Source organism: Sphingopyxis witflariensis (genome assembly GCF_002205635.1).
Classification (GTDB): domain Bacteria; phylum Pseudomonadota; class Alphaproteobacteria; order Sphingomonadales; family Sphingomonadaceae; genus Sphingopyxis; species Sphingopyxis witflariensis.
Map to the genome: position 1 here is coordinate 348,540 of NZ_NISJ01000003.1, position 23,685 is coordinate 372,224.

At 62.1% G+C, this 23,685-nt stretch carries 28 protein-coding genes; 10 read left to right on the forward strand and 18 right to left on the reverse strand.

Annotation, left to right across the window (positions count from 1 at the left end; all coding sequences use genetic code 11):
* Nucleotides 1-2 precede the first annotated feature (2 nt).
* Nucleotides 3-446 carry a peptide-methionine (R)-S-oxide reductase MsrB gene (gene msrB, locus CDQ91_RS08235; protein ID WP_088472222.1) on the reverse strand — a complete coding sequence of 148 codons (444 nt, stop codon included), beginning with the start codon at nucleotides 444-446 and terminating at the stop codon, nucleotides 3-5.
* Between the two features lie 96 nt (nucleotides 447-542).
* Entirely contained in the window at nucleotides 543-1,181 is a 639-nt protein-coding gene (locus CDQ91_RS08240; protein WP_237245884.1) for a peroxiredoxin-like family protein, read from the reverse strand.
* A gap of 406 nt (nucleotides 1,182-1,587) precedes the next feature.
* On the opposite strand from CDQ91_RS08240, the gene CDQ91_RS08245 reads away from it, so the two are divergent.
* The 4 genes from CDQ91_RS08245 (at nucleotide 1,588) to CDQ91_RS22030 (ending at nucleotide 5,534) form a co-directional block, all read left to right on the forward strand.
* Nucleotides 1,588-2,493 carry a LysR family transcriptional regulator gene (locus tag CDQ91_RS08245; protein WP_088472224.1) on the forward strand — a complete coding sequence of 302 codons (906 nt, stop codon included), beginning with the start codon at nucleotides 1,588-1,590 and terminating at the stop codon, nucleotides 2,491-2,493.
* Nucleotides 2,490-3,470, forward strand: coding sequence for a YeeE/YedE thiosulfate transporter family protein (locus tag CDQ91_RS08250; protein ID WP_088472225.1), 981 nt, complete (start codon nucleotides 2,490-2,492; stop codon nucleotides 3,468-3,470). The genes CDQ91_RS08245 and CDQ91_RS08250 overlap by 4 nt, the downstream gene beginning before the upstream one ends.
* 82 nt (nucleotides 3,471-3,552) lie before the next feature.
* Complete coding sequence (locus CDQ91_RS08255; protein ID WP_088472226.1) at nucleotides 3,553-4,977, forward strand: dihydrolipoyl dehydrogenase; 1,425 nt, start codon at nucleotides 3,553-3,555, stop codon at nucleotides 4,975-4,977.
* Between the two features lie 272 nt (nucleotides 4,978-5,249).
* A complete protein-coding gene (locus tag CDQ91_RS22030; protein WP_419722555.1) occupies nucleotides 5,250-5,534 on the forward strand; it encodes a MarR family transcriptional regulator in 285 nt (94 codons plus the stop codon).
* Here CDQ91_RS22030 and CDQ91_RS08265 read toward each other — a convergent pair.
* Nucleotides 5,427-6,164, reverse strand: coding sequence for an NADPH-dependent F420 reductase (locus CDQ91_RS08265; RefSeq protein ID WP_088472228.1), 738 nt, complete (start codon nucleotides 6,162-6,164; stop codon nucleotides 5,427-5,429). The two genes, CDQ91_RS22030 and CDQ91_RS08265, sit on opposite strands and share 108 nt — an antisense overlap.
* A gap of 44 nt (nucleotides 6,165-6,208) precedes the next feature.
* On the reverse strand, nucleotides 6,209-6,922 hold the full coding sequence (bdcA, locus tag CDQ91_RS08270; protein ID WP_058537645.1) for an SDR family oxidoreductase: 714 nt from the start codon (nucleotides 6,920-6,922) through the stop codon (nucleotides 6,209-6,211).
* Nucleotides 6,923-6,995: 73 nt separating this feature from the next.
* Here bdcA and CDQ91_RS08275 point away from each other — a divergent pair, with 73 nt between their 5' ends.
* A complete protein-coding gene (locus CDQ91_RS08275; protein WP_088472326.1) occupies nucleotides 6,996-7,601 on the forward strand; it encodes a TetR/AcrR family transcriptional regulator in 606 nt (201 codons plus the stop codon).
* Between the two features lie 482 nt (nucleotides 7,602-8,083).
* Here the strand turns inward: CDQ91_RS08275 and CDQ91_RS08280 are convergent, their stop codons facing one another.
* The 7 genes from CDQ91_RS08280 to CDQ91_RS08310 form a co-directional block, all read right to left on the reverse strand.
* Nucleotides 8,084-8,578 carry a YkgB family protein gene (locus CDQ91_RS08280; RefSeq protein WP_088472229.1) on the reverse strand — a complete coding sequence of 165 codons (495 nt, stop codon included), beginning with the start codon at nucleotides 8,576-8,578 and terminating at the stop codon, nucleotides 8,084-8,086.
* Between the two features lie 41 nt (nucleotides 8,579-8,619).
* Nucleotides 8,620-9,156 (reverse strand): MarR family winged helix-turn-helix transcriptional regulator, encoded by a 537-nt coding sequence (locus tag CDQ91_RS08285; protein WP_088472230.1) that lies wholly within the window; start codon nucleotides 9,154-9,156, stop codon nucleotides 8,620-8,622.
* Nucleotides 9,157-9,223: 67 nt separating this feature from the next.
* Complete coding sequence (locus CDQ91_RS08290) at nucleotides 9,224-10,243, reverse strand: MBL fold metallo-hydrolase (protein ID WP_088472231.1); 1,020 nt, start codon at nucleotides 10,241-10,243, stop codon at nucleotides 9,224-9,226.
* Nucleotides 10,240-10,842: a peptide-methionine (S)-S-oxide reductase gene (locus CDQ91_RS08295; protein ID WP_088472232.1), complete on the reverse strand. Its 603-nt coding sequence runs from the start codon at nucleotides 10,840-10,842 to the stop codon at nucleotides 10,240-10,242. Before CDQ91_RS08295 ends, CDQ91_RS08290 begins: the two co-directional genes overlap by 4 nt.
* A gap of 37 nt (nucleotides 10,843-10,879) precedes the next feature.
* On the reverse strand, nucleotides 10,880-11,113 hold the full coding sequence (locus CDQ91_RS08300) for a hypothetical protein (RefSeq protein WP_088472233.1): 234 nt from the start codon (nucleotides 11,111-11,113) through the stop codon (nucleotides 10,880-10,882).
* A 43-nt stretch (nucleotides 11,114-11,156) separates the two neighbouring features.
* Entirely contained in the window at nucleotides 11,157-11,495 is a 339-nt protein-coding gene (locus tag CDQ91_RS21000) for a hypothetical protein (protein ID WP_144036727.1), read from the reverse strand.
* A 490-nt stretch (nucleotides 11,496-11,985) separates the two neighbouring features.
* The gene (locus CDQ91_RS08310; RefSeq protein ID WP_088472235.1) at nucleotides 11,986-12,882 is read right to left on the reverse strand and encodes a LysR family transcriptional regulator; all 897 of its coding nucleotides are present in this window, start codon (nucleotides 12,880-12,882) and stop codon (nucleotides 11,986-11,988) included.
* Nucleotides 12,883-12,957: 75 nt separating this feature from the next.
* On the opposite strand from CDQ91_RS08310, the gene CDQ91_RS08315 reads away from it, so the two are divergent.
* Together CDQ91_RS08315 and CDQ91_RS08320 are read left to right on the forward strand one after the other, a co-directional pair.
* Nucleotides 12,958-13,749 (forward strand): DODA-type extradiol aromatic ring-opening family dioxygenase, encoded by a 792-nt coding sequence (locus CDQ91_RS08315; protein WP_088472236.1) that lies wholly within the window; start codon nucleotides 12,958-12,960, stop codon nucleotides 13,747-13,749.
* Between the two features lie 24 nt (nucleotides 13,750-13,773).
* Nucleotides 13,774-14,388: an FMN-dependent NADH-azoreductase gene (locus CDQ91_RS08320; RefSeq protein WP_088472237.1), complete on the forward strand. Its 615-nt coding sequence runs from the start codon at nucleotides 13,774-13,776 to the stop codon at nucleotides 14,386-14,388.
* A 525-nt stretch (nucleotides 14,389-14,913) separates the two neighbouring features.
* Here the strand turns inward: CDQ91_RS08320 and CDQ91_RS08330 are convergent.
* Nucleotides 14,914-15,573 carry a glutathione S-transferase gene (locus tag CDQ91_RS08330; RefSeq protein WP_201791878.1) on the reverse strand — a complete coding sequence of 220 codons (660 nt, stop codon included), beginning with the start codon at nucleotides 15,571-15,573 and terminating at the stop codon, nucleotides 14,914-14,916.
* 98 nt (nucleotides 15,574-15,671) lie between these two features.
* On the opposite strand from CDQ91_RS08330, the gene CDQ91_RS08335 reads away from it, so the two are divergent.
* The 3 genes from CDQ91_RS08335 to CDQ91_RS08345 are packed head-to-tail and all read left to right on the forward strand — an operon-like array spanning nucleotide 15,672 to nucleotide 17,694.
* A complete protein-coding gene (locus tag CDQ91_RS08335) occupies nucleotides 15,672-16,235 on the forward strand; it encodes a TetR/AcrR family transcriptional regulator (protein ID WP_088472238.1) in 564 nt (187 codons plus the stop codon).
* 37 nt (nucleotides 16,236-16,272) lie between these two features.
* Complete coding sequence (locus CDQ91_RS08340; RefSeq protein ID WP_088472239.1) at nucleotides 16,273-16,689, forward strand: VOC family protein; 417 nt, start codon at nucleotides 16,273-16,275, stop codon at nucleotides 16,687-16,689.
* 3 nt (nucleotides 16,690-16,692) lie between these two features.
* The gene (locus tag CDQ91_RS08345; RefSeq protein WP_088472240.1) at nucleotides 16,693-17,694 is read left to right on the forward strand and encodes a homoserine dehydrogenase; all 1,002 of its coding nucleotides are present in this window, start codon (nucleotides 16,693-16,695) and stop codon (nucleotides 17,692-17,694) included.
* Nucleotides 17,695-17,781: 87 nt separating this feature from the next.
* Here CDQ91_RS08345 and CDQ91_RS08350 read toward each other — a convergent pair whose 3' ends face one another.
* The 6 genes from CDQ91_RS08350 to CDQ91_RS08375 form a co-directional block, all read right to left on the reverse strand.
* Complete coding sequence (locus tag CDQ91_RS08350; protein WP_088472328.1) at nucleotides 17,782-18,600, reverse strand: Cof-type HAD-IIB family hydrolase; 819 nt, start codon at nucleotides 18,598-18,600, stop codon at nucleotides 17,782-17,784.
* A 72-nt stretch (nucleotides 18,601-18,672) separates the two neighbouring features.
* Nucleotides 18,673-19,650 (reverse strand): phosphogluconate dehydrogenase (NAD(+)-dependent, decarboxylating), encoded by a 978-nt coding sequence (gene gnd / locus CDQ91_RS08355; RefSeq protein ID WP_088472241.1) that lies wholly within the window; start codon nucleotides 19,648-19,650, stop codon nucleotides 18,673-18,675.
* Between the two features lie 265 nt (nucleotides 19,651-19,915).
* The gene (locus tag CDQ91_RS08360) at nucleotides 19,916-20,179 is read right to left on the reverse strand and encodes a hypothetical protein (RefSeq protein ID WP_088472242.1); all 264 of its coding nucleotides are present in this window, start codon (nucleotides 20,177-20,179) and stop codon (nucleotides 19,916-19,918) included.
* A gap of 91 nt (nucleotides 20,180-20,270) precedes the next feature.
* Nucleotides 20,271-22,007 carry an arginine--tRNA ligase gene (gene argS / locus CDQ91_RS08365; RefSeq protein ID WP_164499244.1) on the reverse strand — a complete coding sequence of 579 codons (1,737 nt, stop codon included), beginning with the start codon at nucleotides 22,005-22,007 and terminating at the stop codon, nucleotides 20,271-20,273.
* Nucleotides 22,008-22,040: 33 nt separating this feature from the next.
* Nucleotides 22,041-22,322, reverse strand: a complete 282-nt coding sequence (locus tag CDQ91_RS08370) for a DUF427 domain-containing protein (RefSeq protein WP_088472244.1) — start codon at nucleotides 22,320-22,322, stop codon at nucleotides 22,041-22,043.
* Between the two features lie 51 nt (nucleotides 22,323-22,373).
* Nucleotides 22,374-23,639, reverse strand: coding sequence for a thiolase family protein (locus tag CDQ91_RS08375; protein ID WP_088472245.1), 1,266 nt, complete (start codon nucleotides 23,637-23,639; stop codon nucleotides 22,374-22,376).
* Between the last annotated feature and the right edge of the window lie 46 nt (nucleotides 23,640-23,685).

Sequence of the window (23,685 nt, forward strand, 5' to 3'; positions counted from 1 at the left end):
GATCAATTCTCCTCGATCTGGTTCAGAAATTCGGAATAGCCCTCGGCTTCCATATCATCGCGGTGGACGAAGCGGAGCGAAGCCGAGTTGATGCAGTAGCGCTGGCCGCCACGGTCGCGCGGACCGTCGGGAAACACATGTCCCAAGTGGCTGTCGCCATGTGCGGAGCGCACCTCGGTGCGGATCATCCCGTAGCTGTCGTCGCGTATTTCATCGACATTGGCGGGGACGATGGGCTTGGTGAAGCTCGGCCATCCGCTGCCGGAATCGAATTTGTCGGTCGAGGCGAACAAGGGTTCGCCGCTGACGATATCGACGTAGATGCCGGGCGCCTTATTGTGCAGCAGTTCCCCGCTGCCCGCACGCTCGGTGCCGCCGTCCTGTGTGACATGGCGCTGTTGGGGCGTCAGCTTCGCAATGGCTTCGCTGGTCTTGAGGTAGGTCATTCGATATCTCCTTTGTCTGACAATTGCGGCACGTCTTTCCACGCCGGTGCGCTGCATGCGCGCCGGTGGAGACAGGCCCGAAATTCGATATTTGGCTCAGAGGCGGTCGAGGATGCTCATAAGAACCGCCGGGTCGAGCCGGTTGCGATAATTGGGATCGAGAAAACTATATCTGATGATCCCGTCGGTGCTGATCACATAGGTTGCCGGCATCGGAATGCGCCAGTCGGTGCCGTCCTCGCCCGCGACCATCCCGTCCGCAAGCGCCGCCGGGCGCATACTCTCGGGCAGTTCGAAGGCGAGGCCATAATCGCTCGCCACCGTCATTCCGCAATCGGCGAGCAACGGAAGCCTCACTTCCTCGGCCCGCGCCATTGCGACGCCGTCGGCGAGCGGCTGCGGGGAGATCGCGATCAGGCTCGCTCCTCGATCCTCGACCGCTTGCGCCGCTTTCGACATCGCCCGCAGTTCGGCGCGGCAGAAGGGGCACCAGCCGCCGCGAAAGAAACTCAGGACCACCGGTCCGCCAATCAATCGGCCACGCAAAGATACCGTGCCGCCGAGGGCATTTTCCAGCAGGAACTCCGGCGCAATGTCACCGGCCTGGACGGCCGAGAGTTCGATGCCCATTGCCAGGATCTGCCTGTCGCCTTCGGCGATTGCCACCCGCCCATCCTCGCCGGCCGCCTGGAGATAGGCTTGCTCGATCATGCTCATGTCCGTTCGGAAGTTCATTCGACTCTTCTGCAGCGAAAATTCGGGAGGGGAAAGGCTGGCGCGGCTCGCGCCAGCCTTTCCTTCAATGTCCACCTCGAGCCGGGCGCCGGGAGTCACGCCCAGCCCAAGGTGGATCGAGCGAAGCGACGATGCCGGGAAGGGGAATTACCGGCTGGGACGTCGCGTCCGGACTCGAGGCTTTGCGGCGGTAAGGGAAGGCCGCCGCAACCCGCAAGCAAACGGGCCGCGCTCTCCAGGGTCGCGCAACCGGCGTCGGTTCTGATCTGGCATTCATGATGGTCATCTCAAAACTCCAGGAGGCTTTGTCTCGGGTCCGTTTTTGCGGATGAGCCGTATTTAGGCTGCAGCGATCGCTTGCGGCAGACCGGTTGAATCGATAGGACCTATTCCGCAGGGGAATGAAATGGACCGACTTGCCGTCATGGAGCAGTTCCTCGCCGTGGCCGAGGCGGGTTCCTTTTCCGCGGCGGCGCGGCGGCTCAATGTCGGTCAGCCATCGATTTCGAAAGCCGTGGCGCAGCTCGAGGCCTATCTCGGCGTCCGGCTGTTCCAGCGCTCGACCCGCAGCCTGACGCTCACCGAGGCGGGGCGGCGCTACCGCGACGGCGCCGAGCGTGCGATTGCAGCCGCCGCCGCCGCGGAGTTTGCCGCCAAGGAAGACGGGGGCCGGCTCGCTGGCCCGGTGCGCGTCGTGGTCCCGACCTGCCTTGCCCGGCTGCATCTCGTGCCACGTCTCCGGGAATTCTCTGATCAATTTCCCGAAGTCACGCTCGATCTCGAGATCACTGATCGCGAGACCGATGTCGTGGCATCGGGCGTGGATATCGCGCTGCGGATCGGCACGCTCGCCGACACCGCTCTGGTCGCCTCGCGCATGGCGCGCACGCGGATGGCGCTGGTCGCGAACAAGGCTGAAAATGGTCTCGACGCCCCGCACAATTTCATGGGGCAGCCCGCGATCATCTCGCGCCTTCATCATGCGAAGAACAGCTGGGTCTTTCGCGACGGCAGCGCGCGCATCGCGATCATGGTGCATCCTGCGCTCATTCTCGACAGCGACGACGCGGCCCGGTCGGCAGCGCTTGCCGGTCTCGGCTATGCGATGTTGCCCCGGCCCTTCGTCGCCGATTTGATCGATACCGGCGATCTTGTCGAGTTGCTGCCCGACCATATGCTCGAAGACATCGATTTATGGGCGCTGCTGCCGGCTGGCCGCGACCAGACCGCGAGAGTGCGCGCTTTTCTCGACTGGCTCCGCCCGCAGATGAACGCGATCTTTGCCGATGAGCAACCCGGATTGCACGCATGAACGCTATTGCTGTCGCCGTCGCAGCGTCGGTGCTGAGTTTCGCGATGGGCTTCGCGATCCGGCGCGGGACGGTCTGCGTGGTGGTTGCGGCGCAGGACCTTGTCGTGCGGCGCCGACCCGACAGATTCATCGGATTCGCGACGGCGGCCTGTTGGTCAGGGCTTCTGATTGTTCCCCTGGCATGGGCAGCGCCGGCTGTTTTTCACCTGTCGCCCGGCTATGACCAGCTTATCCAGGCCCTCCTGTTCGGGGGTCTTTTCGGGATCGGTGCTTGGGCAAACCAGGCTTGCGGACTTGGAACGCTGGCGCATTTGACGGGCGGCAGGCTCGGATATCTTCTCACGCTCTTAGGTTGGGTGATCGGAGCCTCCTTGGTGTCCAAAGTCTACAGATCCCAACAAATGCCTGCGCCTTCGCTGCTCGAGACATCACCGCTCGCCGCAATCGCGGCTTGGCTGGCTTTCGCGGCGGTGTGCTGGTGGAGCTGGCCTCGGCTTCGGCTGCTGCGCCATCCGTCACGCTGGCGCAGGATTATGCTTGGACGCGCGCGGATGCGGCCCTTCGAAGCGATGCTCATTATCGGCGTCGGCGGCGGCCTGCTTTACGCCTGTGCCGGGAACTGGACCTATCTCAGCCTCCTGTCGAGTTACGCCTCGCAGATCGTCATGCGCGACTTTACCCCAAGCTCGCCGTTGCCCGCGCTCCTCGGCACCGCGATGATGGTCGCCGGCGGGCTGTTTGCCGCCGTTCGATCCTCCAGTTTCCGCTTGCGCGGCACAAATTTTCGGCAAGGCTCGCGGCATCTTGCTGGCGGCACCGTCATGGGGGCGGCAACGCAACTCATCCCGGGGGGCAATGGGGTGATCATCGTCTACGGGCTGCCCTCCTTCGCTCCCCATGCCCTGACCGCCTATTTCGGGATGACCTTGACCCTTACGCTTATCTTCGCGTTTACAAACTATTCCCGCAGAGCATAGAAACCATGCTCAAGGGTGAGCTGTTTTTGCGCGCGCGATGCGCGCATTATGCACATCATGTAATCAGGGAGGGTTAAGCGGGATGGCCGATTTCGACTATGACGTGGCGATAATCGGCGCGGGTACTGCTGGAATGTCGGCGTACCGGGAAGCCATCAAATATAGCGATCGCGTCGTGATGATCGATGGCGGGCCCTTGGGGACTACCTGTGCCCGCGTTGGCTGCATGCCGTCGAAATTGCTGATCGCTGCGGCAGAGGCGCGCCACCGTGCTGAAAGCGTTGGCATGTTCGGACTTCGCTCTGGCCCCGTCGAGGTCGATGGGGTGGAGGTCATGAACCGCGTCCGCGCCGAGCGCGACCGCTTTGTCGGCTTCGTCACCGATGCAATTGCGGGGTTTGCACCCGGAGGCCTGCTTCGCGAGCACGCGCGTTTTGTCGATGACAATCGGCTCGAACTCGCGGGCGGGAAGCAGATCAGCGCGCGCAGCATCGTGATCGCCACGGGCTCGCGCCCAATCGTGCCCACGCGCCTGGAAGGGGCAGGCGATCGCTTGATTTTCAACGACCAACTGTTCGACTGGACCGATCTGCCGTCCTCGGTCGCAGTCTTCGGCACCGGCGTGATCGGCCTCGAACTCGGCCAGGCTTTGCATCGCCTCGGCGTCCGCACGCATATCTATGGGCGCGGCGGCAGCGTCGGCCCGCTGACCGATCCGGACGTTATGGCCTATGCGGCGGCCCATATCTCGAGCGAAATTCCTGTCGACTGGATGGCAGCCGATGCAAGCGTCGCGCGCGACGGGGACTCCGTGGTCGTCCGGTCAGCAGGTGGCGAGCAGCGGTTCGATTATCTCCTCGCGACCGCAGGCCGACGCGCCAATGTCGACAATCTCGGACTGGAAAACACCTCGCTCACGCTTGATGCCCATGGCGTCCCCACCTATGATCACCTGTCCATGCGCGCCAGTTACAGCGACATCTTCATCGCGGGCGACTCGGCGGTCGATCTCTCGCTGCTCCACGAGGCTGCGGATGAAGGCCGCGTGGCGGGCGAAAATGCGGCGCGCTATCCTCACAGCTACCGCCGCGCGCGCCGGACCCCGTTGACGATCGTCTTCACCGATCCCCAGATTGCCATCGCCGGGCGCAGCCATGCCGACCTTCTTCGCGACCGGATGGATTTCGCCATCGGCGAAGTGTCGTTCGAAGACCAGGGACGCGCTCGCATATTGGGGCTCAATCGGGGATTGCTGCGCGTCTACGGCGATCGGCCGAGCGGTCTGCTGCTTGGCGCCGAGATCTTCGGTCCGGCCGCGGAACATCTTGCTCATCTGCTCGCCTGGTCGATCGAGAGCCGGCTCACCGTGCCAGAGCTGCTTGAGCGGCCATTCTATCACCCGGTCATCGAGGAGGGACTGCGCACCGCGCTTCGCCACCTCAATCACCAACTCGGGTTCGGACCCAATCCGCCGCTGCGCTGCATCGATTGCGGTCCGGGAGGCTAGGCGAAGCGGTGCGCAGCGTCAGCCCGGATCGAAACTTGGCACATGGCAACGGGGCGAATTCGGCAGAGCTTACGCCCGAGTCCGGATCGCGCGAGGCCGAGGCAGAGAGACGCGCCGATTTCCTGCCACTCCTCGCGCGAGCGCAACAGGGCGTGCGAGCCGAATTGCAGGGTAAGGAAAGAAGCAACACGCCCCGTCGCGCCGCTATGCTGACGACCCTGTCGGCCAATGGCACGGCGACACCGATGCGCACACTCGCATAGCTGCTCGCGATCGGCCAATCGTCGCTTTCAGGCCTTATCGATCGCATGGTGATCGATGGACTGCTCGAGCGTCAGCCCGATCCCGATGATCGCCGTGCCTATCTGATCGCCCTCACCCAAAGAGGCAAAGTCGAGCGCGCCGAGGTGGTCCTGGCGAGACTGCCGATTGAATTGTCGTCCGCGCCGTCAAATGGGGTTTTGCGGTCGCGCGCTCGCGAGGTTGGCAATCAGCTCTTGTCTGGTCTGATGCGCGTGGGCATGCCACGCCGGTTGACCCGGGCCGCTGCGCCATGACTGGCTGAGCGGGCTGTGATCCACGGTGTCGTAGCCGAGCTGGTCGTTAAGCCGGGTAACAAGAGCCACTGCTTCGGGGAAGTTGCTCGATACCGGCAATGCATGACGACCGGGCGAGCCCGGTGGCGTCCCCAGTTTGAGCAGGCGTGGCGCCTGTATGGCAGTGAAAGCCTTGATTACCTTCGATTTTGGAAGTTGCGTCTGGCGCAGTTCGTGTTCCGTCTTTTCGCCCGACTCGACGATGGCATATCGTCCGTCGCGCCAGGCCATATAATTGTTGGTGTCGATCACGATCTTGCCCGCCAGTTGCTCGGTCGGCATATTGTTCTCCAGTTTGAGTGGCACCGCGATGACGACGAAGTCGCCCGCCTCGGCCGCGCCAGCGGCAGTCGCTGCCCGTGCCGACGGTCCAAGCTCGGCGATGAGGTCACCAAGGGTTTCTGGTCCGCGCGAATTGGCCATGACGACCTTATAACCGCTCGCAATGGCCGCACGTGCGATCTGGCTGCCGACCTCCCCAGCGCCGATAATCCCGATAGTGGTCACGGCAGATTCTCGACGGTGCGCAGTTTCAACATGATAGACATTCCTTTGGTATGCTCGCTGGGCGAACTGCGGTTGAGATCGCAAGAAGCGAACCGAACCCGATTTGGAGCGGCCCGCTCCTTGAGCGGTCAGGCGCCGAACGCACCATCGATAGTGTGCATTGCGCCCGTAACGAAGCCCGCCTCCGGGCCCGCCAGCCAGGCCACCATCCCCGCGACCTCCTCTGGGCGCCCGTGACGCTTGATGGCCATGAAGCTGTGCAGGATATCCTTCATCGGGCCGTCTGCGGGGTTGGCATCGGTGTCGATCGGGCCTGGTTGCACGACATTGATAGTGATGCCGCGCGGGCCGAAGTCGCGAGCAAGGCCGCGCGCCATGCCCTGGAGGGCGGATTTGCTCAGTGCATAGGCCGCCATTCCTGCGACGGGCATCCTGTCGCCATTAACCGAGCCGATAATGATGATCCGCCCACCCTCGGGCATCTGTCGAGCGGCCTCGACCGAGGCGTGGTAGGGTGCGTGGACATTGATGCGCAACAGCCGATCCACCGCGTCGGGGTCAAGGTCAAGGGAATCTCCGAAGGCGGCAATCCCGGCATTGACCACCAGCACGTCCAGCTTTCCGCTGTTGCGCACCTGGGCTATGACCGCATCGCGGTCCGCACTGTCAGTCTGAACGGCGGTGCTGCCGGTCGCATCTGCCAAATGGTGCGCCGCCTCGGGCGACCCAGAGTAAGTGAAGGTCACAAGAGCGCCATCCGCCACGAAGCGTCGTACGATGGCGGCGCCAATCCCCCGGCTTCCTCCCAGCACTAGTACAGATTTGTCTTGAAAATCAGCCATCGAAACGTCCCTTGGAGAGTTATGTAAGATGCGCTACATAAGCCATCTAAAAATCAGGTCAATGGATTTTGTAATGTCTCATACAAATATATCGCGCCCGCGCGGCCGGCCACGCCGTTTCGATCCCGACGAGGCGGTCGTTACGGCGCAGCAATTGTTCCATACGTACGGCTACGATGCGGTGAGTGTTGCCGATGTCACTGGCGCACTCGGCATTAACCCGCCGAGCTTTTACGCAGCCTTCGGTAACAAGGCCGGACTCTACCTCCGCGTTCTCGATCGCTACGCCAAGACCGGCGCCATTGCCCTGGCGGATATCTTGCGAGCTGACCGGCCCGTAGCCGAGTGCCTCATTGCCGTTCTTGAAGAGGCAGCGCGCCGCTACGCCGCCAATAATGGGGCGGCCGGTTGCTTGGTGCTGGAAGGCACACATAGCAATGATGCCGGAGCGCGCAGCGTTTCCTGTGCCACCCATGCAGCCGCCGAAGACGTGATCCGTCGTTATATTGCCGCGCGGCACCCGGAAGAGTCCGGACGACTGACCGATTTCGTCAGCGCCACCATGTCCGGGATGTCGGCCAAGGCACGCAACGGGCAAGACGTGGACCGTCTCCTCGCCACGGCCCGCTTAGCCGGACTGGCGATCAATCAGGCGCTGCCTGTCCCGCCTCTATGCTGAACGGCCCTGTCGCTTGGTCTTTGAAGCTGTGCAACCAGCGTCCGCAGCGATCGCGACAAGGTTGATGACACCCTCGCCGTTGTTATTGGCGTTTGTCGCACCGGGGGCACCACCACATTCGAACCCAACAGGTCGACCGTCTGATGAAGTTACTTAACTGCCATGACAGTGCCAGTCTCGAGGCCCCAAATTCGCCTCCCGTCGACTGTCCGCTTTGTGTGCCGGCTGATCAGGCAGCAGACTGACCGCATTCCATCCCATATCGGGCAATCGCAGGATCAATCACGGTTGCTGCTGATGAAAATTGATCAATTTTGAGAAGGCGGCCATGTGGCGAGAGAGGAATCCCGTTCCAGCCTCACCTCCCCGGTCGGGCGGCAAGCTCTCCAGAAAAGATAAGCCATGCTCGATGCGCCTGTCGGCGGGGAGCCTCGCGCTTTTCGCCGACAGGTTCGCATCATGACTGGAGCGTCGTGATTATCTTAGAGCTGCGCGCCGGCAGGTTTTTTCTGTCGGACGGCCGCCGAGAGCAAAACCAGCGAAGCGGCAAGCAACACGACGTCTTTCAACAAAAATTGCCCGGGTACGGCCGAAATGGCAGGGAACCCGCCGGCAGTCGGCTCTGCGACACCCGGCGTCGACAGGAAGAACGTCAAGGTAATGGCATAGGTCGTCGCCGACATGGCGGCGCCAAGGGCAGAAAAAATCGGTTTGTAAACGCCGAGGATCAGGGCGGCGGCCGTGGCGAGTTCGAGCGTGCCGATGATCTGGCTCGCGCCCTGGACGCCGAACAGCGAGTGAAGCCAGCCCATAAGCGGGCTGTGTTCGATGAAGGGGGCAATGCCTTGCGCCTCATAAGCCGTGAATTTCATGCCGCCGAACCACAGAAAGACAAGGACCAGAGCCCATCGCAGCAGAGCGAGTTCGCGCATTTGATGCTCGGGGACGCTGAATGAATATTTTTCCGATAAGCTCATAATCAATGCCCTTTTTGTTGATGGAAATGTGGCGAGAGGCGTCAGTTTGTAATTCCGGGACCGACGATGTCGGTCGGACAGTTGGTGCACTTCTCTTCGTCGCAGAAACGGCAGGTCGTGCGCGCGCGCACGTCGTCGCGCGGCAATGACGCGAGGATGGTTTCCGCGACGCGCTCCAGCGCCGCGCGGTCCTTTTCGCCCACCGCAGCAAGCAACGCGGTGATCGCTTTGCTGCGCAGATTCAGGAGCGCCATCCGTTCCGTCTCGCCGCTTGGCGTCAAAGACACGTGCATGACGCGGCGATCGCAAGCGGATTGCGCTTTCAAGACGAAATTCTGAGCGACCAGCCGTTCGACCACGCGGGCAGCACCGGCATGCGACAGGCGCAGGGCCTTGCCGATCTGGTCGATCGAAAGCCCCGGTTCGTGGCCGATGAGGCTCAATGCCGCCGCGGTTTCCCCGCCGGCCGGAAAGCGCTGTGATATCGCACCGCGCATCTCGTCCGAAACCCCCTGCGCGAGGGCGCCGAAGAGATTGATCAGCCGATCGGAAGGTGAAGCGTCCTTGGTCAATCGCATTCCCATATATATGCGCCGCGCATATAAATAACGCAGTGGCTGGAGAATGCAAGAGGCGATCCGGGCTTCAGAGCTTGAGCCTCTCCTTCATGGGCTCACGATCGGTCTGTTCGATGGGGTACCACCGGTAGCCGGACCCGTCCGCGGCGATATGGCCCACCCCCGGGAACGGAAGATGGGGCGCCGCGATCATCATGCGGTCGCGAGCGAAGCGGCTGAACGCAGCTTTGCGTACGGCGCGCGCGCCGTCCTGGCGAACATCGAACGTGATCGTCACGTCGGGGCGTGGGAACTGAACCGCGCCAGCGTGGATGACATCGCCGACGAAGACGATGCTCTGACCTTTGCTGGTCAGGGTGTAGAAGGCTGTGCCGGGGGTGTGCCCAGGGTGGAGTTCGGCACGAATGCCTGGCACGACTTCGCCATCGGTATCGATCGGCTTCACCCGGCCAGCCGTGACATAGGGTGTCAGCGTCTGCTCGGTCTCGGTCCAGAAGCGCTTGTCGAGCCCGCTCTTTGCTGCGTTGGCAACATCCGAGAAAAAGCGAATATCTGCACCGCCGGCATAGACCGTCGCGCGCGGGAAGACGATCTTGCCAGCCTTCGTGAGACCGCCGCTGTGGTCGCTGTGGACATGCGTGATGAGTATGTCGGTGATTGTCTCCGGCGCGGCCCCGGCTGCTGCCAGCGCCTCGAGCAGCCTGCCGCCATTGCCTGGGCCGAAAAGATCGCCGGCACCGACATCGACAAGGATCCGCCGCCCGTTGAAGTCTATCAGATACGCGTTGATCGAAGCCTCTGCGGGATTGGCTAGGAAACTGCGGGCAAGAATGTCGTCGATCGCTTGCGGCGTGACGCCGCGCAGCAACTGGTGCAGGTCCAGCGGGACGGACCCATCCGACAATGCCGTTATCCGGGCATCACCAATCGTAAATCGATAGATTGCGGGAGCGGTCTGGCGAACGGTCCCGGCTATCGTGTCGGGGACTGCGACGGGCGTCGGAGCCGCTAAACCGGAAGAAGAGGATATCGGGCCAAGCAGCGCCAGGGTGAGAGGGACAACAGTGAATAGCTTTTTGGTCATCATGGCGACGTCCTTGATTGAGTTTCGACGGATGAAGAATTGTCAGTCATTATCGCAGCGCTGTCGCGGTCCTGCGAGACATTGCCGCGATCTACAGCGTGTTCGGCGACAGCGTTCGATTCAGGCAGGGCCACGTCCGAAAAATGCTGCCGGATATAATCCAGCTTGGGATCGATGAAGCGGCGGCAGAAGGGCCGGCTCGGATCGGTACGATAGTAGTTCTGGTAACGCTCGTCCGAGGGTTTGAAACCTCTGAACGGTAGAACTTGGGTATGCGCGGGCTTGCCGAACCCCTCGGCGAAGCGGGCGATCTCCTGTTCGGCTTCATGGCGTTGGCTTTCATCGAAGATGTAGATCGCGCTGCGGTACTTGTCGCGAGGTGAGCGGGCACGGGCGGCTGAATGCGTCCTGAGATGCACCTCGCACAGCGTCGCCACCGGAATGATTGACCGATCGAAAGTCACGATCACCCCTTCGGACCAGCTATCTGCCGGAGCGTCCGATTGGACAAAGCCTTGGTCTACCTGCGCAACGCCGCGCAGCGCCTGAAACACCCCTTCGGTGCACCAATGGCACCCCCCTCCAAAGCCCATCTTCGTCATCTTCACCTCTCGCTCCGGGACATATCCTTGCCGCAGATCAGGGCCGTCGCGCGCGCCTGAGCCTTATGACTGTGGACGCAATCAACGAAAGCATCAGCGCGCCGATAAGAACAGCCGGAAACAGCGGACTGTGGACATGCATCATGGCGGGACGCAAATACAATCCGACTAAACCAAGGATCACGAAAGCGACCAATGCAAGGTGCAGGGCGCGCCGAGCAAGGGATTTTCTGCGGTTGAGCCAAAGGGGAGTCCCGGAGATATTGGTCATGAATCATTGCCTTCCGGTAGTAGGGTTCAAGGTACGCAAACGATCAAAGCGGTCGTGCACATTCAGAGCGAAGCCAAGTTTCCTGCAGACTGCTGAAGCCGGCCTCCCTTAGTATCTGCGTCGCCGCAGCTAACCGCTGGCCCCGCCGATCGAGAATTTTTACGAACGCGCGGAGCACTTCGAGTCGGGGATCAGCGAGTGTCCCGTTTTCACGCCCTCCCGGAAGAAGTTGATCTTTCTGGAAGAGGGCCTGCGCGAGATGGCGCCCCGATCCGAACTTTTGGCATTTCTCGCGCCGCGCCAGCGCGATGACCGTCAGTTCCAGCGGCGTGAAGATGAAAGCGCCGGATGGAAGTATCTCTGGCTCGATGAGGTGCAGCACTGTGACGCGGCTCCCTTGTTCTCTTCATCGCTTTGGCGGCCCATCTATTTTGGCTAACCGAGGCGCCATTGAATAATGTGCGTTCGGCTAAGACACTCTCATTCATCCCGGAGCGGCGTCAGGCACGCCGTCGCTGGTGTGGTAGCCGTTGCCGACTATCGCAGTGAGCCAGAAAATTATCCAATAGACTGTGCCTATAGTTTTCATACTTCTGCAGCTCTGCGTGCCGAAGATTCATGCCGATTAAGCCTCCGATTTCATTGGCTTGTCGAAACCCTGTCATCCACGCGAGGGCGGCAAGGCTCTTGGAAATCAACGGCTGAAGCCGAGCCATCGATCGTCCGTCAGCCAAATTGGATCGCGCATCTGTCAGGCGCCTTGCGGCCGCCTCAATGACGATCTTCAGCGCATATCAATGGAATCAGAGCTTAAGGCGGATCGCTGTGAGGCGTAGTCGATTTCCAAGACGATGATTTTTGCGGGGTTCCGATCAGCCGAGCCTCGCCTGCAGCTCGCTTAGCAGCCATGCCCCCGCGCGGCCTGGAGCGCGATTCCGCATGTGGGCGGCGTAGATCATCAGCGGACCGGTCGCGCTCGCCGGATCGTCTTCAATGGTCAATGCAACCAAGCGACCATCGGCCAGATGTGGCGCGATGAGATGCTCGGGCATCCGGCACCATCCCAAGCCCGCCAGCAAGAAATCCATTCGCCGTGCGAGGTCTACGAACCGCCAAGCCCTGGTGCCGATGATGCCGTAGCTCGGGCCATCGGGTGCGGCCGGGTCGGAGAGGACGAGTTGGATATGCTCTTCCAGGTCGCCGGCTGCCAAAGGCCGATTTAGCAAGGCGAGGGGATGGGCGGGCGACACCACCGGCACAAGATCGATCCCGAGCAAAGGCAGCGCTACGATGTCATCCGGTACGCTTGGCAACAGGATACAGAACGCCAGTGCCGCGTCCCCGCGTCGCAGTCGTCGCTCGGCTCCGCCCAGCCCCTCGGTAGAAAAGCTGACCGGAAGGAATGGGAATGCGGCGCGCAGCGCATGCAAGCTGTCGATGAAGGCAGCAGTTGGCACAAGCGGATCGATCGCGACTGCCAGTTCGGCCTCGATCCCCTCGCGCGTGCTGGCGGCTATGGCATCGAACCGGGCGGCGCTCGCAAGGACCGAGCGCGCCTGTGCCACCAGCACCCGGCCGACATCGGTCAGGACCGGCCGGAAGCCGGATCGGTCGAACAGCGTTACCCCCTGCACGTCCTCGAGCGTCGCAACTGCCTGACTGATGGCGGATTGAGCGCGGCCAAGACTGCGCCCGGCCGCGGAGAAACTGCCCGTCTCGGCGATAGTCGTAAGGACGCGGAGCTGGTCCAGCGTGAAATTCCCAATCATCCATCACCTCAGCCGATAAAGACTATCACATCTTTATCACTTCCATGACGATCGTCCACCCAACATATAGCGCACATGCAACCCACCTTCTTCATCAATCACGGCGGCGGTCCCTGCTTCTTCCTGGAGCCCGGGCCGATGCGCGATACGTGGCGCGACCTCGAGACCTATTTGCGGGGCTTTAGGGCGACGCTGCCGGAGCAACCGCGCGCCATCCTCGCCATATCCGGGCATTGGGAAGAGAAGGTGCCGACCGTCAACGCTGGCGCGCACCCGTCGCTTCTGTTCGACTATGACGGGTTTCCCGAACATACCTACCGCTTGACCTGGCCTGCGCCCGGCGCCCCCGCAATCGCGGCGCGGGTAAGCGAGCTGTTGTCGGACGCTGGCATTGCCAATGGCGCGGAGCACGCTCGGGGCTGGGATCACGGCATCTTCGTGCCGCTCAAGGTCATGTTACCCGAAGCCGACATTCCGCTCATACAGCTTTCACTGCAGCATGGTCTCGATCCGGCCGCCCACCTTGCCATCGGGCGGGCGCTGAAGCCCCTGCGCGACGAGGGCGTGCTGATCCTCGGCAGCGGTCAGACATACCACAACATGCGCGGCTTCTTCGGCGGCGGGGCGAATGACGAGAAGGCGGAGGCCTTCGACGCCTGGCTGCGCTCCGTCATGATCGACGGCGCAACTCGCGACGAAGCTCTGATCCGATGGGAAGACGCGCCGCATGCCCGTGTCGCGCAGCCCCATGAGGACCACCTGCTGCCGCTGATGGTCGCGGCGGGCGCCGCGTCTGGAGAGCCCGGCGTCGTTCACTTCCACGGCCACGCTCTCGGCAAGCCGATATCCGGCTTCCGTTTCGGCTGATCGAATCTCAAGAAAGGAATAATCATGGCCAAGCTTCTCGTTGTTGAAACCAGCCCCCGCGGCGATCAGTCGATCTCGCGCAACATGACACGTCGCTTCGTCGCGGAATGGCGGACGGCACACCCGGACGGCGAGGTCGTCGTCCGTGACCTGACAGAGACCAACTTGCAGTTCGTCACTGCCCCATGGCTCCAGGCCTATTTCACGCCGGATGCGCAACACTCGCCCGAGATGAAGGCCGAACTGCGCCTCTCAGACGAACTCGTCTCAGAACTGCTTGCCTGCGACCACCTCGTCATCGCGACCCCGGTCTACAACTACAACGTGCCTGCCGCGCTCAAGGCGTGGATCGACAGCATCGTTCGCAAGGGGCTGACGCTCGGCTTCGACGGCAAAGGACTCGTGACCGGCAAGACCGCCACGGTCTTGATGGCGAGCGGCGGCGTCTACACCGAAGGTTCGCCGATCCGCGACCGCGACATCGCAACGCAGTACCTGCGGTTGCTTCTCGGCGTGATCGGCATCACCGACGTCACCGTCGTGGCCGGTGGCGGTGCAAAGGCGGTCGACATGCGCGAGACGACGATGGACGGATTCATAGAAACGCTTCAACACGAGCTTGAGGCCGCCGCTGCCTGAGCGGGACAATGGGCTGCGTGTCTGCATGCAGCCCATTGGCCAAACCGCCTATTCGCCATTCCCCCAAAGCAGGTGGCCGTGCGGCATTCCGCATGGAAGACACGCTTGGCCGCTTCGTCATAGCCGACGCCACGATAAGCGAGTGTGCGCAGGACGGGATGCCGCCGGATCTCGGCATCCGGTCGGTGCATGTAAGGCGCAGTGCCGCGTCGTCCGCGGCGCGCGCGGAAAGGATGCCCGGATAGCGCGCGAAGAGGGTCACGGCCGAAGCGGTTTCGCGGTCCTTACCGGCATTGCGGCAGTCCGTAATCGCGTTATCGATCGCGTGCAGCGACGCGGCGGTCGTGGTAAGAGCCCCCGGGTCAAGCGCCTACTGGCAACGCAGCGTGATGTCCTGTTGCAAGGGGTGGGCCTCCGGTCTAAAGCGCCAATCGGCTCCCCCGATCCCTCCCCCCTCCTCTCTTCCGGTGAATCGCTGACCATCGGCCAGGAAACCATCCCACCTTGAGAATGCGCTGCGCAGCCTCAGGCAGAGATCGTCACAGGTTCCGACATTACAATCCGGTTTTGCACGCTCGGGCGTTCCAGCATCCGCTCGTACCAGGCGCGCAGCGCCTCGCATTCCTGCGGCACGGAAAGTTTGACAAGGCCGGCGAATATCAGGCCACCGACCACGGTAATGTCGGCCATCGAGAAAGTGTCTCCAGCGATGAAGGGCACCTGCCGAAGAACGCTGTCAAAATAATGCATTCCGCGCACGGCCTTGTCGCGCTGGCGAAGACCCCATTCAGCATTCTGGTAGATCTCAACGTCCGGCCCCAGGCCCGGTGTCGCATGGTGAAAATAGACACTGACCGCGTCGAGCAGTTCGATCTCGGCACGCTTGCTCATCATGTGGATCACCCCCTGCTCGCGTGGCGTAACACCCGTCAGAATGGGTTTGTCGTTCAGGGCATCAAGATATTGGGTAATCGCGGTGCACTCGGCGATCAGCGTCCCATCGTCGAGTTCTAGCACCGGGAGCGTGCCCGAATAGTTTTTGACGAGGAACACCGGCGTTTTGTGCTCACCCTTCCACAAGTCGACCGAAACGAAGCGGACCTGCGATTGCATCCCAAGCTCGCCCAAAGCGATGCGCACGCGGGCCGGATATGGACCGGTGTGCCAGTCGTAGATCGTCATCATCTGGGAATCTCCTACCTGCCAGTTGGTAGGCGACAACTAGAGCTTTCTATTTCGGCTGGCAATGCCTATCTGTCACTTGGTAGGCAACCTGGACGGCCATGACTATGAATGCAAAAGAGGCAATTTTGGCAGCGGCCAGGAGGTCGGCACAGGAGAGTGGCTATGCAGGTCTCAACTTCCGCGATCTGGCAGCAGACGTAGGGATCAAGTCGGCGAGCATCTATTATTATTATCCGAGCAAGGCCGACCTCGGCACCGCGGTCGCGCGCCGCTACTGGGAGGACACAGCCGCGGAGCTGGACGGGCTGCTCGCAGAGCTGTCTGATCCGCGCAGCGCGCTGCAACGGTATCCATCTATCTTCCGCCGCTCGCTCGAGAACGGAAATCGCCTTTGCTTGGGCAGTTTCATGGCGGCGGAATTCAGCGATTTGCCAGCGGCTGTGAAGGCGGAGGTTCAGGCGTTCGCCGACGTCAACGTCGCTTGGCTGAGTAAGGTTCTTTCGGCTATCGGCGATGGTGATGCTATAGCAAGCAACGCCCATGCCCGTGCAATCTTCGCGGCGGTTTCAGGGGCGCAGCTCCTGGCGCGTAGCCGCGCGGACGTCGCACTCTTCGATGGCTTGATCGAAACCTACCGGGGAACTGGGCTTCTACCGGCCTGATGAAAACGTTTCCATCCCTTGCCGATGGAGTTGAACAATGAGCGCACCTTGCCACCTCGCATTTCCGGTCCACGATCTCGCGGCTGCACGAGCGCTTTACGGCGACCTGCTCGGCTGCCCCGAGGAGCGCAGCGCAACAGAGTTGGTGGACTTCGACTTCTTTGGACACCAGATTGTTGGCCATCTTTCGCCTGCCGAAATTGGCTTCGTGTCGGCGAACGAAGTCGATGGCCATGGCGTGCCGATCCGGCACTTTGGGATCGTGCTGCCGATGGATTTATGGAACAAGACGGCAGATACCCTGTCCGCAGCGGGCATGGACTTCCTGATTGAGCCTTACGCTCGCTTCAAGGGAAAAGCCGGGGAGCAGGCGACAATGGTCTTCAAAGGCCCTAGCGGCAACGCCATCGAGAAGAAGGCATTCGCCGATATCGGCCAGCTGTTCGCGAAATAGGTGATGCTCACATCCCGCATCGCTATTTCCGGGTTCGGCGCGGTCGGCCGCGCGACCGCGCACCTGTTGCTCGCTCGGCGCGATCGCTATCGTACCGTCTTTGGCGTCGATGTGCGTCTCGTCGCGGTGTGCGGATCGCGCAGCGGCGCGTTCGACCCGGCAGGATTGGCGCCCGACCGCTTCGACGTATTGGAAGCTGGCCTGTCCGGCCCCGACTTCATTGCATCGAGCGGCGCCGACGTGTTGATCGAGGCTGGCCCGAGCGACTTTCGCACAGGTGGTCCCGGCCTCGACTATATCCGCTCAGCGCTTACCGGCGGCGTGGACACGATCGTCATTTCGAAGGGCGCGCTGGTGTGTGATGGCAGGGCCCTCAGGGATCGTGCGCGAGCCTCCGGCGCGATGCTCAAGATCAGCGGTGCCACCGCGGCGGCGCTGCCAACGATCGACCTGCTGCACTATAATTTGGCGGGCTGCACGACGCTACGGGTCGACGGCATCCTCAATGCCACGTCCAACTATCTGCTCGACGCGATGATGATACGCGGCGTCGGACTGGACGAGGCGCTTGCCGAAGCGCAAGCGGGCGGTTTTGCAGAACCCGATCCGCGCAACGATATTGAGGGGTGGGACACCGCCTGCAAGCTGCTCATTCTCGCAAACTTCGGTCTCGGTGCCGACCTTATGATGACAGACCTGACCGTCGAAGGGATTCAGTCAGTTACCTCAGGGCACATCGCGCAGTGGCGGGCAGACGGTCTCGCACCTAGACTGGTCGGTAGCGTGATCCGTGACGGCGATGCGCTTCGCGCCAGTGTGGGCATCCGCACATATCCGCCGAATGACCCGTTTGCCCATATTGCCGGCAAGAACAAGGCGATCCGCATCGAAACCGACGCCATGGGCGAGATCGTCGCGATCGGAGGCGGTTCTGGCCCGATTGCGACTGCCGCAGCTGCTCTCAAGGATCTTGAGCACATCTTCCAGTCACGGTCGTTACGATAGGCGGGACTTCAATGAGCGTAACCGGGGGACGCGGTGCCTCGTCCGCGTCATTCGCCAGTCCGATTCAGCGTCTCTCCAGCGAACGGGTCATGCCACGATCGCGGGCAATACAAAGCGATCGATGGCGTCGGCGACGCCGTCCTCCTCACTCGAGAGCGCGACATGGCTCGCTGCTGCGCGGACCGCCTCGGGTGCCTGGCCCATCGCAACGGACATCGCGGCGCGCGCGAACATCGGCAAATCATTGCGCTGGTCTCCGAGCACCGCGACCGCCGAAAGCGGTACGCCATACGCCGCGGCGAGCGTGGCCACGCCAGCGCCCTTGTTGGCATCGGGACCGGTGATATCGAGGTAATAGGGCTGCGAGCGCGCCACCGTCGCGTTTTTACCGAGAACCGTCTGAGTTTCGGCTTCGATCGTGGCGAGCAGATCGTGGTCGGCACTCACCCCGACCAATTTATCAGCCTGATCAAGATGGGCTGAGAGATCGACGTCGAAGATCGGCTCGAGACCGGCCGCCAGCTTTTCACGGCCAAGATTAGAGTTGGTGCGGTCACGCGCGTACCATTTGCCATAGGCGAACAGCCAGGGCGTCACTCCAGCGCGATCGATCCGGGCGAGCGCCGCGGCCGCAGTAGCGGGATCGAGGGTAGCTTGCGAAACAACGCGGCCGTCGGGCATCACCACCGTACCACCGTTGAATGCTGCGATCGGGCCTTCCAGGCCCAGCCGCTGCGCGATCCATAGCATCCCGCTCGGCGGGCGAGCGCTGATCAGGCTTACCGGGATGCCCGCGCTCAGGACGCGACGAACGGCCGCAACAACGCCGTCAGACAAGCTTTTGTCGCGGCGGACCAAGGTGCCGTCGATATCGGAAATCAGCAGGCGAATTGGTCTAGCGCTCACGCCGATGCGCCCAAACTTCGGCCATCGTGTGGGATAAGCATCCCGACACTGCAACGGAGGGACGGGCCAATATCATTGGGGCATTTCGACATGACCGCCAAAGCCGAAGCGCATCGCCGAAAGAAGCTTGTCACCAAAAGTGTGATCGACGCGGCTGCGATAACGCGCGAACAAGGCTGCAGAGAGGACATAGGCCGGGACGGCCTCTTCCATCGCCGCGTCAATCGTCCACTGGCCCTCGCCCGAATCCGAGACATGGCCGGTGAATTGTTCGAGCATCGGATCAGCGACCAGGCCGATCGCGCACAGATCGAGCAGCCAAGACGAGATCACGCTGCCGCGACGCCAGACCTCGGCGACGTCCGTCAGGTCGATGTCGAAGCGTTCCTCGGGTGCGAGCCGTTCGGACGACTTGCTCTTGAGGATGTCAAAGCCCTCCGCATAAGCCTGCATCAGCCCGTATTCGATGCCGTTATGGACCATCTTGACGAAGTGGCCGGCGCCGGTGGGGCCGACGTGGATATAGCCGCGCTCGGCGCGATTGTCGTGCGCGTCGCGTCCAATGGTGCGGACGATCGAACCATAGCCCGGGGCGAGTGTATCGAAGACAGGATCCAACAGGTCAACGGTCTGCTTATCGCCGCCGATCATCATGCAGTAGCCGCGTTCGAGCCCCCAGACCCCGCCCGACGTACCGACGTCGATATAGTGGAGGTGCTTCGCCTTTGCCGCGGCACCACGTTTGATGTCGTCTTTGTAGAAGCTGTTGCCGCCATCGATGATGATATCTCCCGGCTCAGCCAATTCCATCAGCTTGTCGACCGCGTCTTGGGTGGGAGCGCCCGCCGGGAGCATTACCCAGAAGATCCGCGGCGCGGTGAGTTTGGCGACGACATCTTCAAGAGAATTCGCTCCGATGGCACCTTCACCGGCAAGCTGAGTGACCGCGGCAGGATCGCGGTTGAAGGCGACGATCTCATGCCCGCCGCGCATCAGGCGACGCGCGATATTGGCACCCATGCGGCCGAGGCCGATCATTGCAAGACGCATTGCTCAAATCCTTCTGTCACAAGTTCACCCGGCGATGTCCGCCTCGACCAATCCCCGCCGCGGCTATCCAAATCGTCCGCATCAAGCACCGGCATGCCACTGTGGGCGCGCCCGCTTCGCCGCGCCTTGGCACCGCATGGAGGATGAGTTCATCGTCAGGCGAAGTCCAATAACCAAAGTCTATAGTTTCGATACCCGGTAGTGATATGCGAAGTGCGATGACACCCGTACGAACGGAGCGTCGATCGAGACATGGTCTTACGCGTTAATCTGGCCGGAACCCGAGCACGAAATCCATGACTTTTTTCGCCGACATCTCGCACGGCTTGAGCGATGTTTTTCCCGAAGTAAACCGATATAGGTTGAAGCTCACGATGTCGGTTCCAGCCAACTCCCTGGCAAACAGGCTGTTGCGGCGCCCGTCGTCGGATCGCCGGACGATCAAGCCGAAACGCCGGCCTTCATGAAGACCTTCGCTGTGACCCTCGGGAAGCCTTTTGAAGGCAGCGTCGAAATCGGTACGCTCCATCTCGGTCCACCAGTATCAGAAGACGCACAGCATGTTCGGGCCCGCCGACACTGGCGCGCGCAACGAGCCACAGGAACAAGCGCGCAATCGACTAGGCCCTCTCCATCTCATGTGTCGGTTCAACCCCCATCAGCGCGAGGCCATTGCGGATGACCTGCCCGATCGCGCTGGCCAGGAACAACCGCGCGCGGCTCACCGGCAGGTTTTCCGGGTAGACGAAGCGGCGCGCCGGGTCGGCATTTCCTATGTTCCACAGCGCATGGAAATCCGCGGCCAGCCCCTCGAGGAAGAAGGCGATCCGGTGGGGCTCGCGCGCTGCCGCAGCCGCCTCGACGATGCGGGGGAATTCTGCCGCACGCTTCACAAGTGTAAGGCTCAGACCGTCCAGGAGAGCGAGATCGGGCGCGTCGCCCAGCTCGATACCAGCTTCGGCCGCGCGGTTTGCTAGCGAGGAAATCCGCGCATGGGCATATTGCACATAGAAGACCGGATTATCCTTCGATGCCTCGACCACGGTCGCAAAGTCGAAGTCCATGGGCGCTTCCGCTTTGCGGGTCAGCATCATGAAGCGAACGACGTCCTTTCCGACTTCTCGAATGACATCGGCCAGCGTGACGAAATTGCCTGCGCGCTTCGACATCTTGACCGGCTCACCCGCGCGCAGCAGCCGCACGATCTGCACCAGCTTGACGTCGAACCGCTTCCTGCCTTCGGTTAGAGCTTCGGCGGCCGCCACGATGCGCTTCACGGTCCCGGCATGGTCGGCGCCCCATATGTCGATCAGTTCGTCGGCATCGCGCGCCTTCTCGAAATGATAGGCAAGATCCACGCCGAAATAGGTCCAGCCCCCGTCCGGTTTACGGATAGCCCGGTCCTGGTCATCGCCAAATCTCGTCGACCGGAACAGCGGCAGCGCGATCGGTTCCCAGTCCTTGGAGATTTCGCCCTTCGGAGGTTCGAGAACGCCGTCATACACAAGATCGCGCGCGCGCATCCAGGCCTCGGCATCATCCGGCTTTCCAGCAGCGACGAGGTCCGCCTCGGACGCGAAGCGGTCGTGACTTATGCTGAGCAGCGCCAGATCTTCGCGGATCGTCTCCATCATCGCGGCGACGGCCCGCGCCCGAAAGATTGCGAGCCAGTCCGTCTCCGGGGCGTCGGCATAGCGGTCCCCAAAATCGGCGGCCAGCGCCGCCCCGACCGGCTTCAGATAATCGCCCGGGTATAGGCCTTCCGCTATCTCGCCGAGGCTCTCGCCCAACGCCTCGCGATATCTGTGGTGTGCCGAGCGAGCGAGAACGTCGACCTGCCCGCCTGCATCATTGATATAATATTCGCGGATGACGCGATGGCCGGTGAACGCGAGCAGGTTGGCGAGCGCATCTCCGACAACTGCCCCGCGGCAGTGCCCCATATGCATCGGACCGGTCGGGTTGGCCGAGACAAACTCGATATTCACCGTCTTGCCCGCACCGATGGGCGACATGCCATAGCGGTCCTTCTGGTCCGCGATGACGGCCAGTTCATCTCGCCATGCCTGGTCGGTCAGCCGGATATTTATGAAGCCCGGGCCGGCAACGTCCGCGGCAGCGACATCCTCCAGCTTGGCGAGCCAGTCCGCCAGTTTTTCAGCGAGCGGACGCGGATGCGTGCCGCTGAGTTTTGCCAGGATCATCGCCGCGTTGGTCGACAGATCGCCATGTGCCGGGTCGCGCGGCCGTTCCACGGTCAGTCCCGCCCGCTGGAGGCCCGCAGGAAAATCCTTCGCCAACTGCAGATCGTCAATTCCCCGCGCGAGATGATCAAGGAAGCGCGCATGAAGCGACACGGCCATCAGCGAAGCCCCACTGGGCGTCGGCTGTTACCCAACCTCCACGCCTTTCCAGAAGGCGATATAATCCCGGATGGCTTCGGCGACCGGATTCGGATGGGGGTATGACCAGGCCGCGTCCGCGTTGAGTGCGGTGCCTACGCGGATATGGAAGTATCTGGCCGTGCCCTTGATCGGACAGACAGAAGTGTGTGCGCTCGCTTCAAGGAGGTCCTGATTGACCGCGGAAGGTGGGAAATAGTGGTTTCCCTCAACGACGATTGTCTCGTCGCTTGCGGCGATGGTGGTGTCGTTCCAAACTGCTAAGACCAACGGAATATCCTCTCATATTGTCAATGGCACGGGGTTCGCAGCGGACGTGAATCAGGGGCGTTCGAGGAGTGCGACGGTGCCTTGGCCGCCGTCGGCGCAGATGCTGACGATTGCCCGTGATCCGCTCGGCATGGCCCAGAGCTCCTTCACTGCCTGGCTAAGGTCGCGCGCGCCTGTGGCGCCGAAGGGGTGACCGATGGCTACCGAGCCTCCGTTGGGATTGACGCGGTCCCAGTCGAAGTCGCCCATATCCGACTGGACACCGGCGGTTTCGCGCACCCATTCCCGGTCGGTGATGGCCGCGACATTCGCCAGGACCTGGGCGGCGAAGGCTTCGTGGATTTCCCAAAGAGCGATGTCGGAGAAGCTCAGTCGATGCCGCGCGAGCAGACGCGGAATGCCATAGGAGGGTGCCATCAACAGACCCTCGGTGTGGAAATCGACGGCCGACACCTCGTAATCGATGAGCCGCGCGTAGGGCGTACTCGCGGGCAGTCGTGCCACGCCGGCTTCGTTAGCCACCCAGCAACCGGCCGCGCCATCCGTTATCGGCGAGCTGTTGCCGGCCGTCAGCGTTCCCTTGCCACTGTCGCGATCGAAGACGGGCTTGAGGGCAGCAAGCCGTTCGGGCGACGTATCGGCGCGCGGGTTCGCATCGCGCGCCAGTTCAGGAAGAGAAATCACAAGATCGTCGAAAAAACCTCGGTCCCAACCAGCGACCGACCGCTGGTGGCTCTTTAGCGCCCAATCGTCCTGCGCCTCGCGCGAGATCCGCCAGGCCTTGGTGGTGTCCTCCATATGATCGCCCATTGTCCTGCCGGTGATCCGGTTGGCCCATCCCTTGGTCGGGAGCACATAGTCGTGGAGGGCAAGAGACTGGAGGGCTGCAAGCGCAGCCGCCGGATCTTGCGCAAAGAGGTCGGTGAGCCGCTTCGATGCATCGGCCGTCAGAGCGATGGGAGGTCGGCTCATGACTTCGGCACCGCCCACCATCGTGAGATCGGTTCCTCCGCCCAGCATTCCTGCCGCAGCGAAAGTCGCCGTCATGCTGGTAGAGCATGCCAGGACGACGGAAAATGCGGGAACATTCGGATTGAGCTTGGCGTCAAGCCAGGTCTCGCGAGCAATGTTGCTCCAGCCCAAATTCGGGATCACGGTACCCCAGATGAGAAGATCCGGCTCTGCTTGCGCCGCCATCGCCTGCACAAGAGGGACGGACAAAGAGACGGCATCATAAGCAGCCAAAGCTCCTCCGCCGCGGCCGAAGGGAGTGCGAAGGCCGGCGGCAACAAAGACGGGTTCAGCAAAGCGGCTCATGACGTTCTCCAAATATTATCCGCAGAGTGGAAGGTGGGACGCGAGC

What these genes read in the sequence shown, in the direction of transcription:
- CDQ91_RS08320 (WP_088472237.1), top strand. Translation starts at nt 13,774, where the DNA reads ATGGCCAAGCTTCTCGTTGTTGAAACCAGCCCCCGCGGCGATCAGTCG.
- CDQ91_RS08315 (WP_088472236.1), top strand. Translation starts at nt 12,958, where the DNA reads ATGCAACCCACCTTCTTCATCAATCACGGCGGCGGTCCCTGCTTCTTC.
- CDQ91_RS08245 (WP_088472224.1), top strand. Translation starts at nt 1,588, where the DNA reads ATGGACCGACTTGCCGTCATGGAGCAGTTCCTCGCCGTGGCCGAGGCG.
- CDQ91_RS08275 (WP_088472326.1), top strand. Translation starts at nt 6,996, where the DNA reads ATGTCTCATACAAATATATCGCGCCCGCGCGGCCGGCCACGCCGTTTC.
- CDQ91_RS08290 (WP_088472231.1), bottom strand. Translation starts at nt 10,243, where the DNA reads ATGATGACCAAAAAGCTATTCACTGTTGTCCCTCTCACCCTGGCGCTG.
- CDQ91_RS08250 (WP_088472225.1), top strand. Translation starts at nt 2,490, where the DNA reads ATGAACGCTATTGCTGTCGCCGTCGCAGCGTCGGTGCTGAGTTTCGCG.
- CDQ91_RS08255 (WP_088472226.1), top strand. Translation starts at nt 3,553, where the DNA reads ATGGCCGATTTCGACTATGACGTGGCGATAATCGGCGCGGGTACTGCT.
- CDQ91_RS08240 (WP_237245884.1), bottom strand. Translation starts at nt 1,181, where the DNA reads ATGAACTTCCGAACGGACATGAGCATGATCGAGCAAGCCTATCTCCAG.
- gnd (WP_088472241.1), bottom strand. Translation starts at nt 19,650, where the DNA reads ATGCGTCTTGCAATGATCGGCCTCGGCCGCATGGGTGCCAATATCGCG.
- bdcA (WP_058537645.1), bottom strand. Translation starts at nt 6,922, where the DNA reads ATGGCTGATTTTCAAGACAAATCTGTACTAGTGCTGGGAGGAAGCCGG.
- CDQ91_RS08375 (WP_088472245.1), bottom strand. Translation starts at nt 23,639, where the DNA reads ATGAGCCGCTTTGCTGAACCCGTCTTTGTTGCCGCCGGCCTTCGCACT.
- CDQ91_RS08340 (WP_088472239.1), top strand. Translation starts at nt 16,273, where the DNA reads ATGAGCGCACCTTGCCACCTCGCATTTCCGGTCCACGATCTCGCGGCT.
- CDQ91_RS08280 (WP_088472229.1), bottom strand. Translation starts at nt 8,578, where the DNA reads ATGAGCTTATCGGAAAAATATTCATTCAGCGTCCCCGAGCATCAAATG.
- CDQ91_RS08310 (WP_088472235.1), bottom strand. Translation starts at nt 12,882, where the DNA reads ATGATTGGGAATTTCACGCTGGACCAGCTCCGCGTCCTTACGACTATC.
- CDQ91_RS08345 (WP_088472240.1), top strand. Translation starts at nt 16,693, where the DNA reads ATGCTCACATCCCGCATCGCTATTTCCGGGTTCGGCGCGGTCGGCCGC.
- CDQ91_RS08330 (WP_201791878.1), bottom strand. Translation starts at nt 15,573, where the DNA reads ATGATGACGATCTACGACTGGCACACCGGTCCATATCCGGCCCGCGTG.
- msrB (WP_088472222.1), bottom strand. Translation starts at nt 446, where the DNA reads ATGACCTACCTCAAGACCAGCGAAGCCATTGCGAAGCTGACGCCCCAA.
- CDQ91_RS08295 (WP_088472232.1), bottom strand. Translation starts at nt 10,842, where the DNA reads ATGACGAAGATGGGCTTTGGAGGGGGGTGCCATTGGTGCACCGAAGGG.
- CDQ91_RS08300 (WP_088472233.1), bottom strand. Translation starts at nt 11,113, where the DNA reads ATGACCAATATCTCCGGGACTCCCCTTTGGCTCAACCGCAGAAAATCC.
- CDQ91_RS08285 (WP_088472230.1), bottom strand. Translation starts at nt 9,156, where the DNA reads ATGCGATTGACCAAGGACGCTTCACCTTCCGATCGGCTGATCAATCTC.
- CDQ91_RS08360 (WP_088472242.1), bottom strand. Translation starts at nt 20,179, where the DNA reads ATGGAGCGTACCGATTTCGACGCTGCCTTCAAAAGGCTTCCCGAGGGT.
- CDQ91_RS08335 (WP_088472238.1), top strand. Translation starts at nt 15,672, where the DNA reads ATGACTATGAATGCAAAAGAGGCAATTTTGGCAGCGGCCAGGAGGTCG.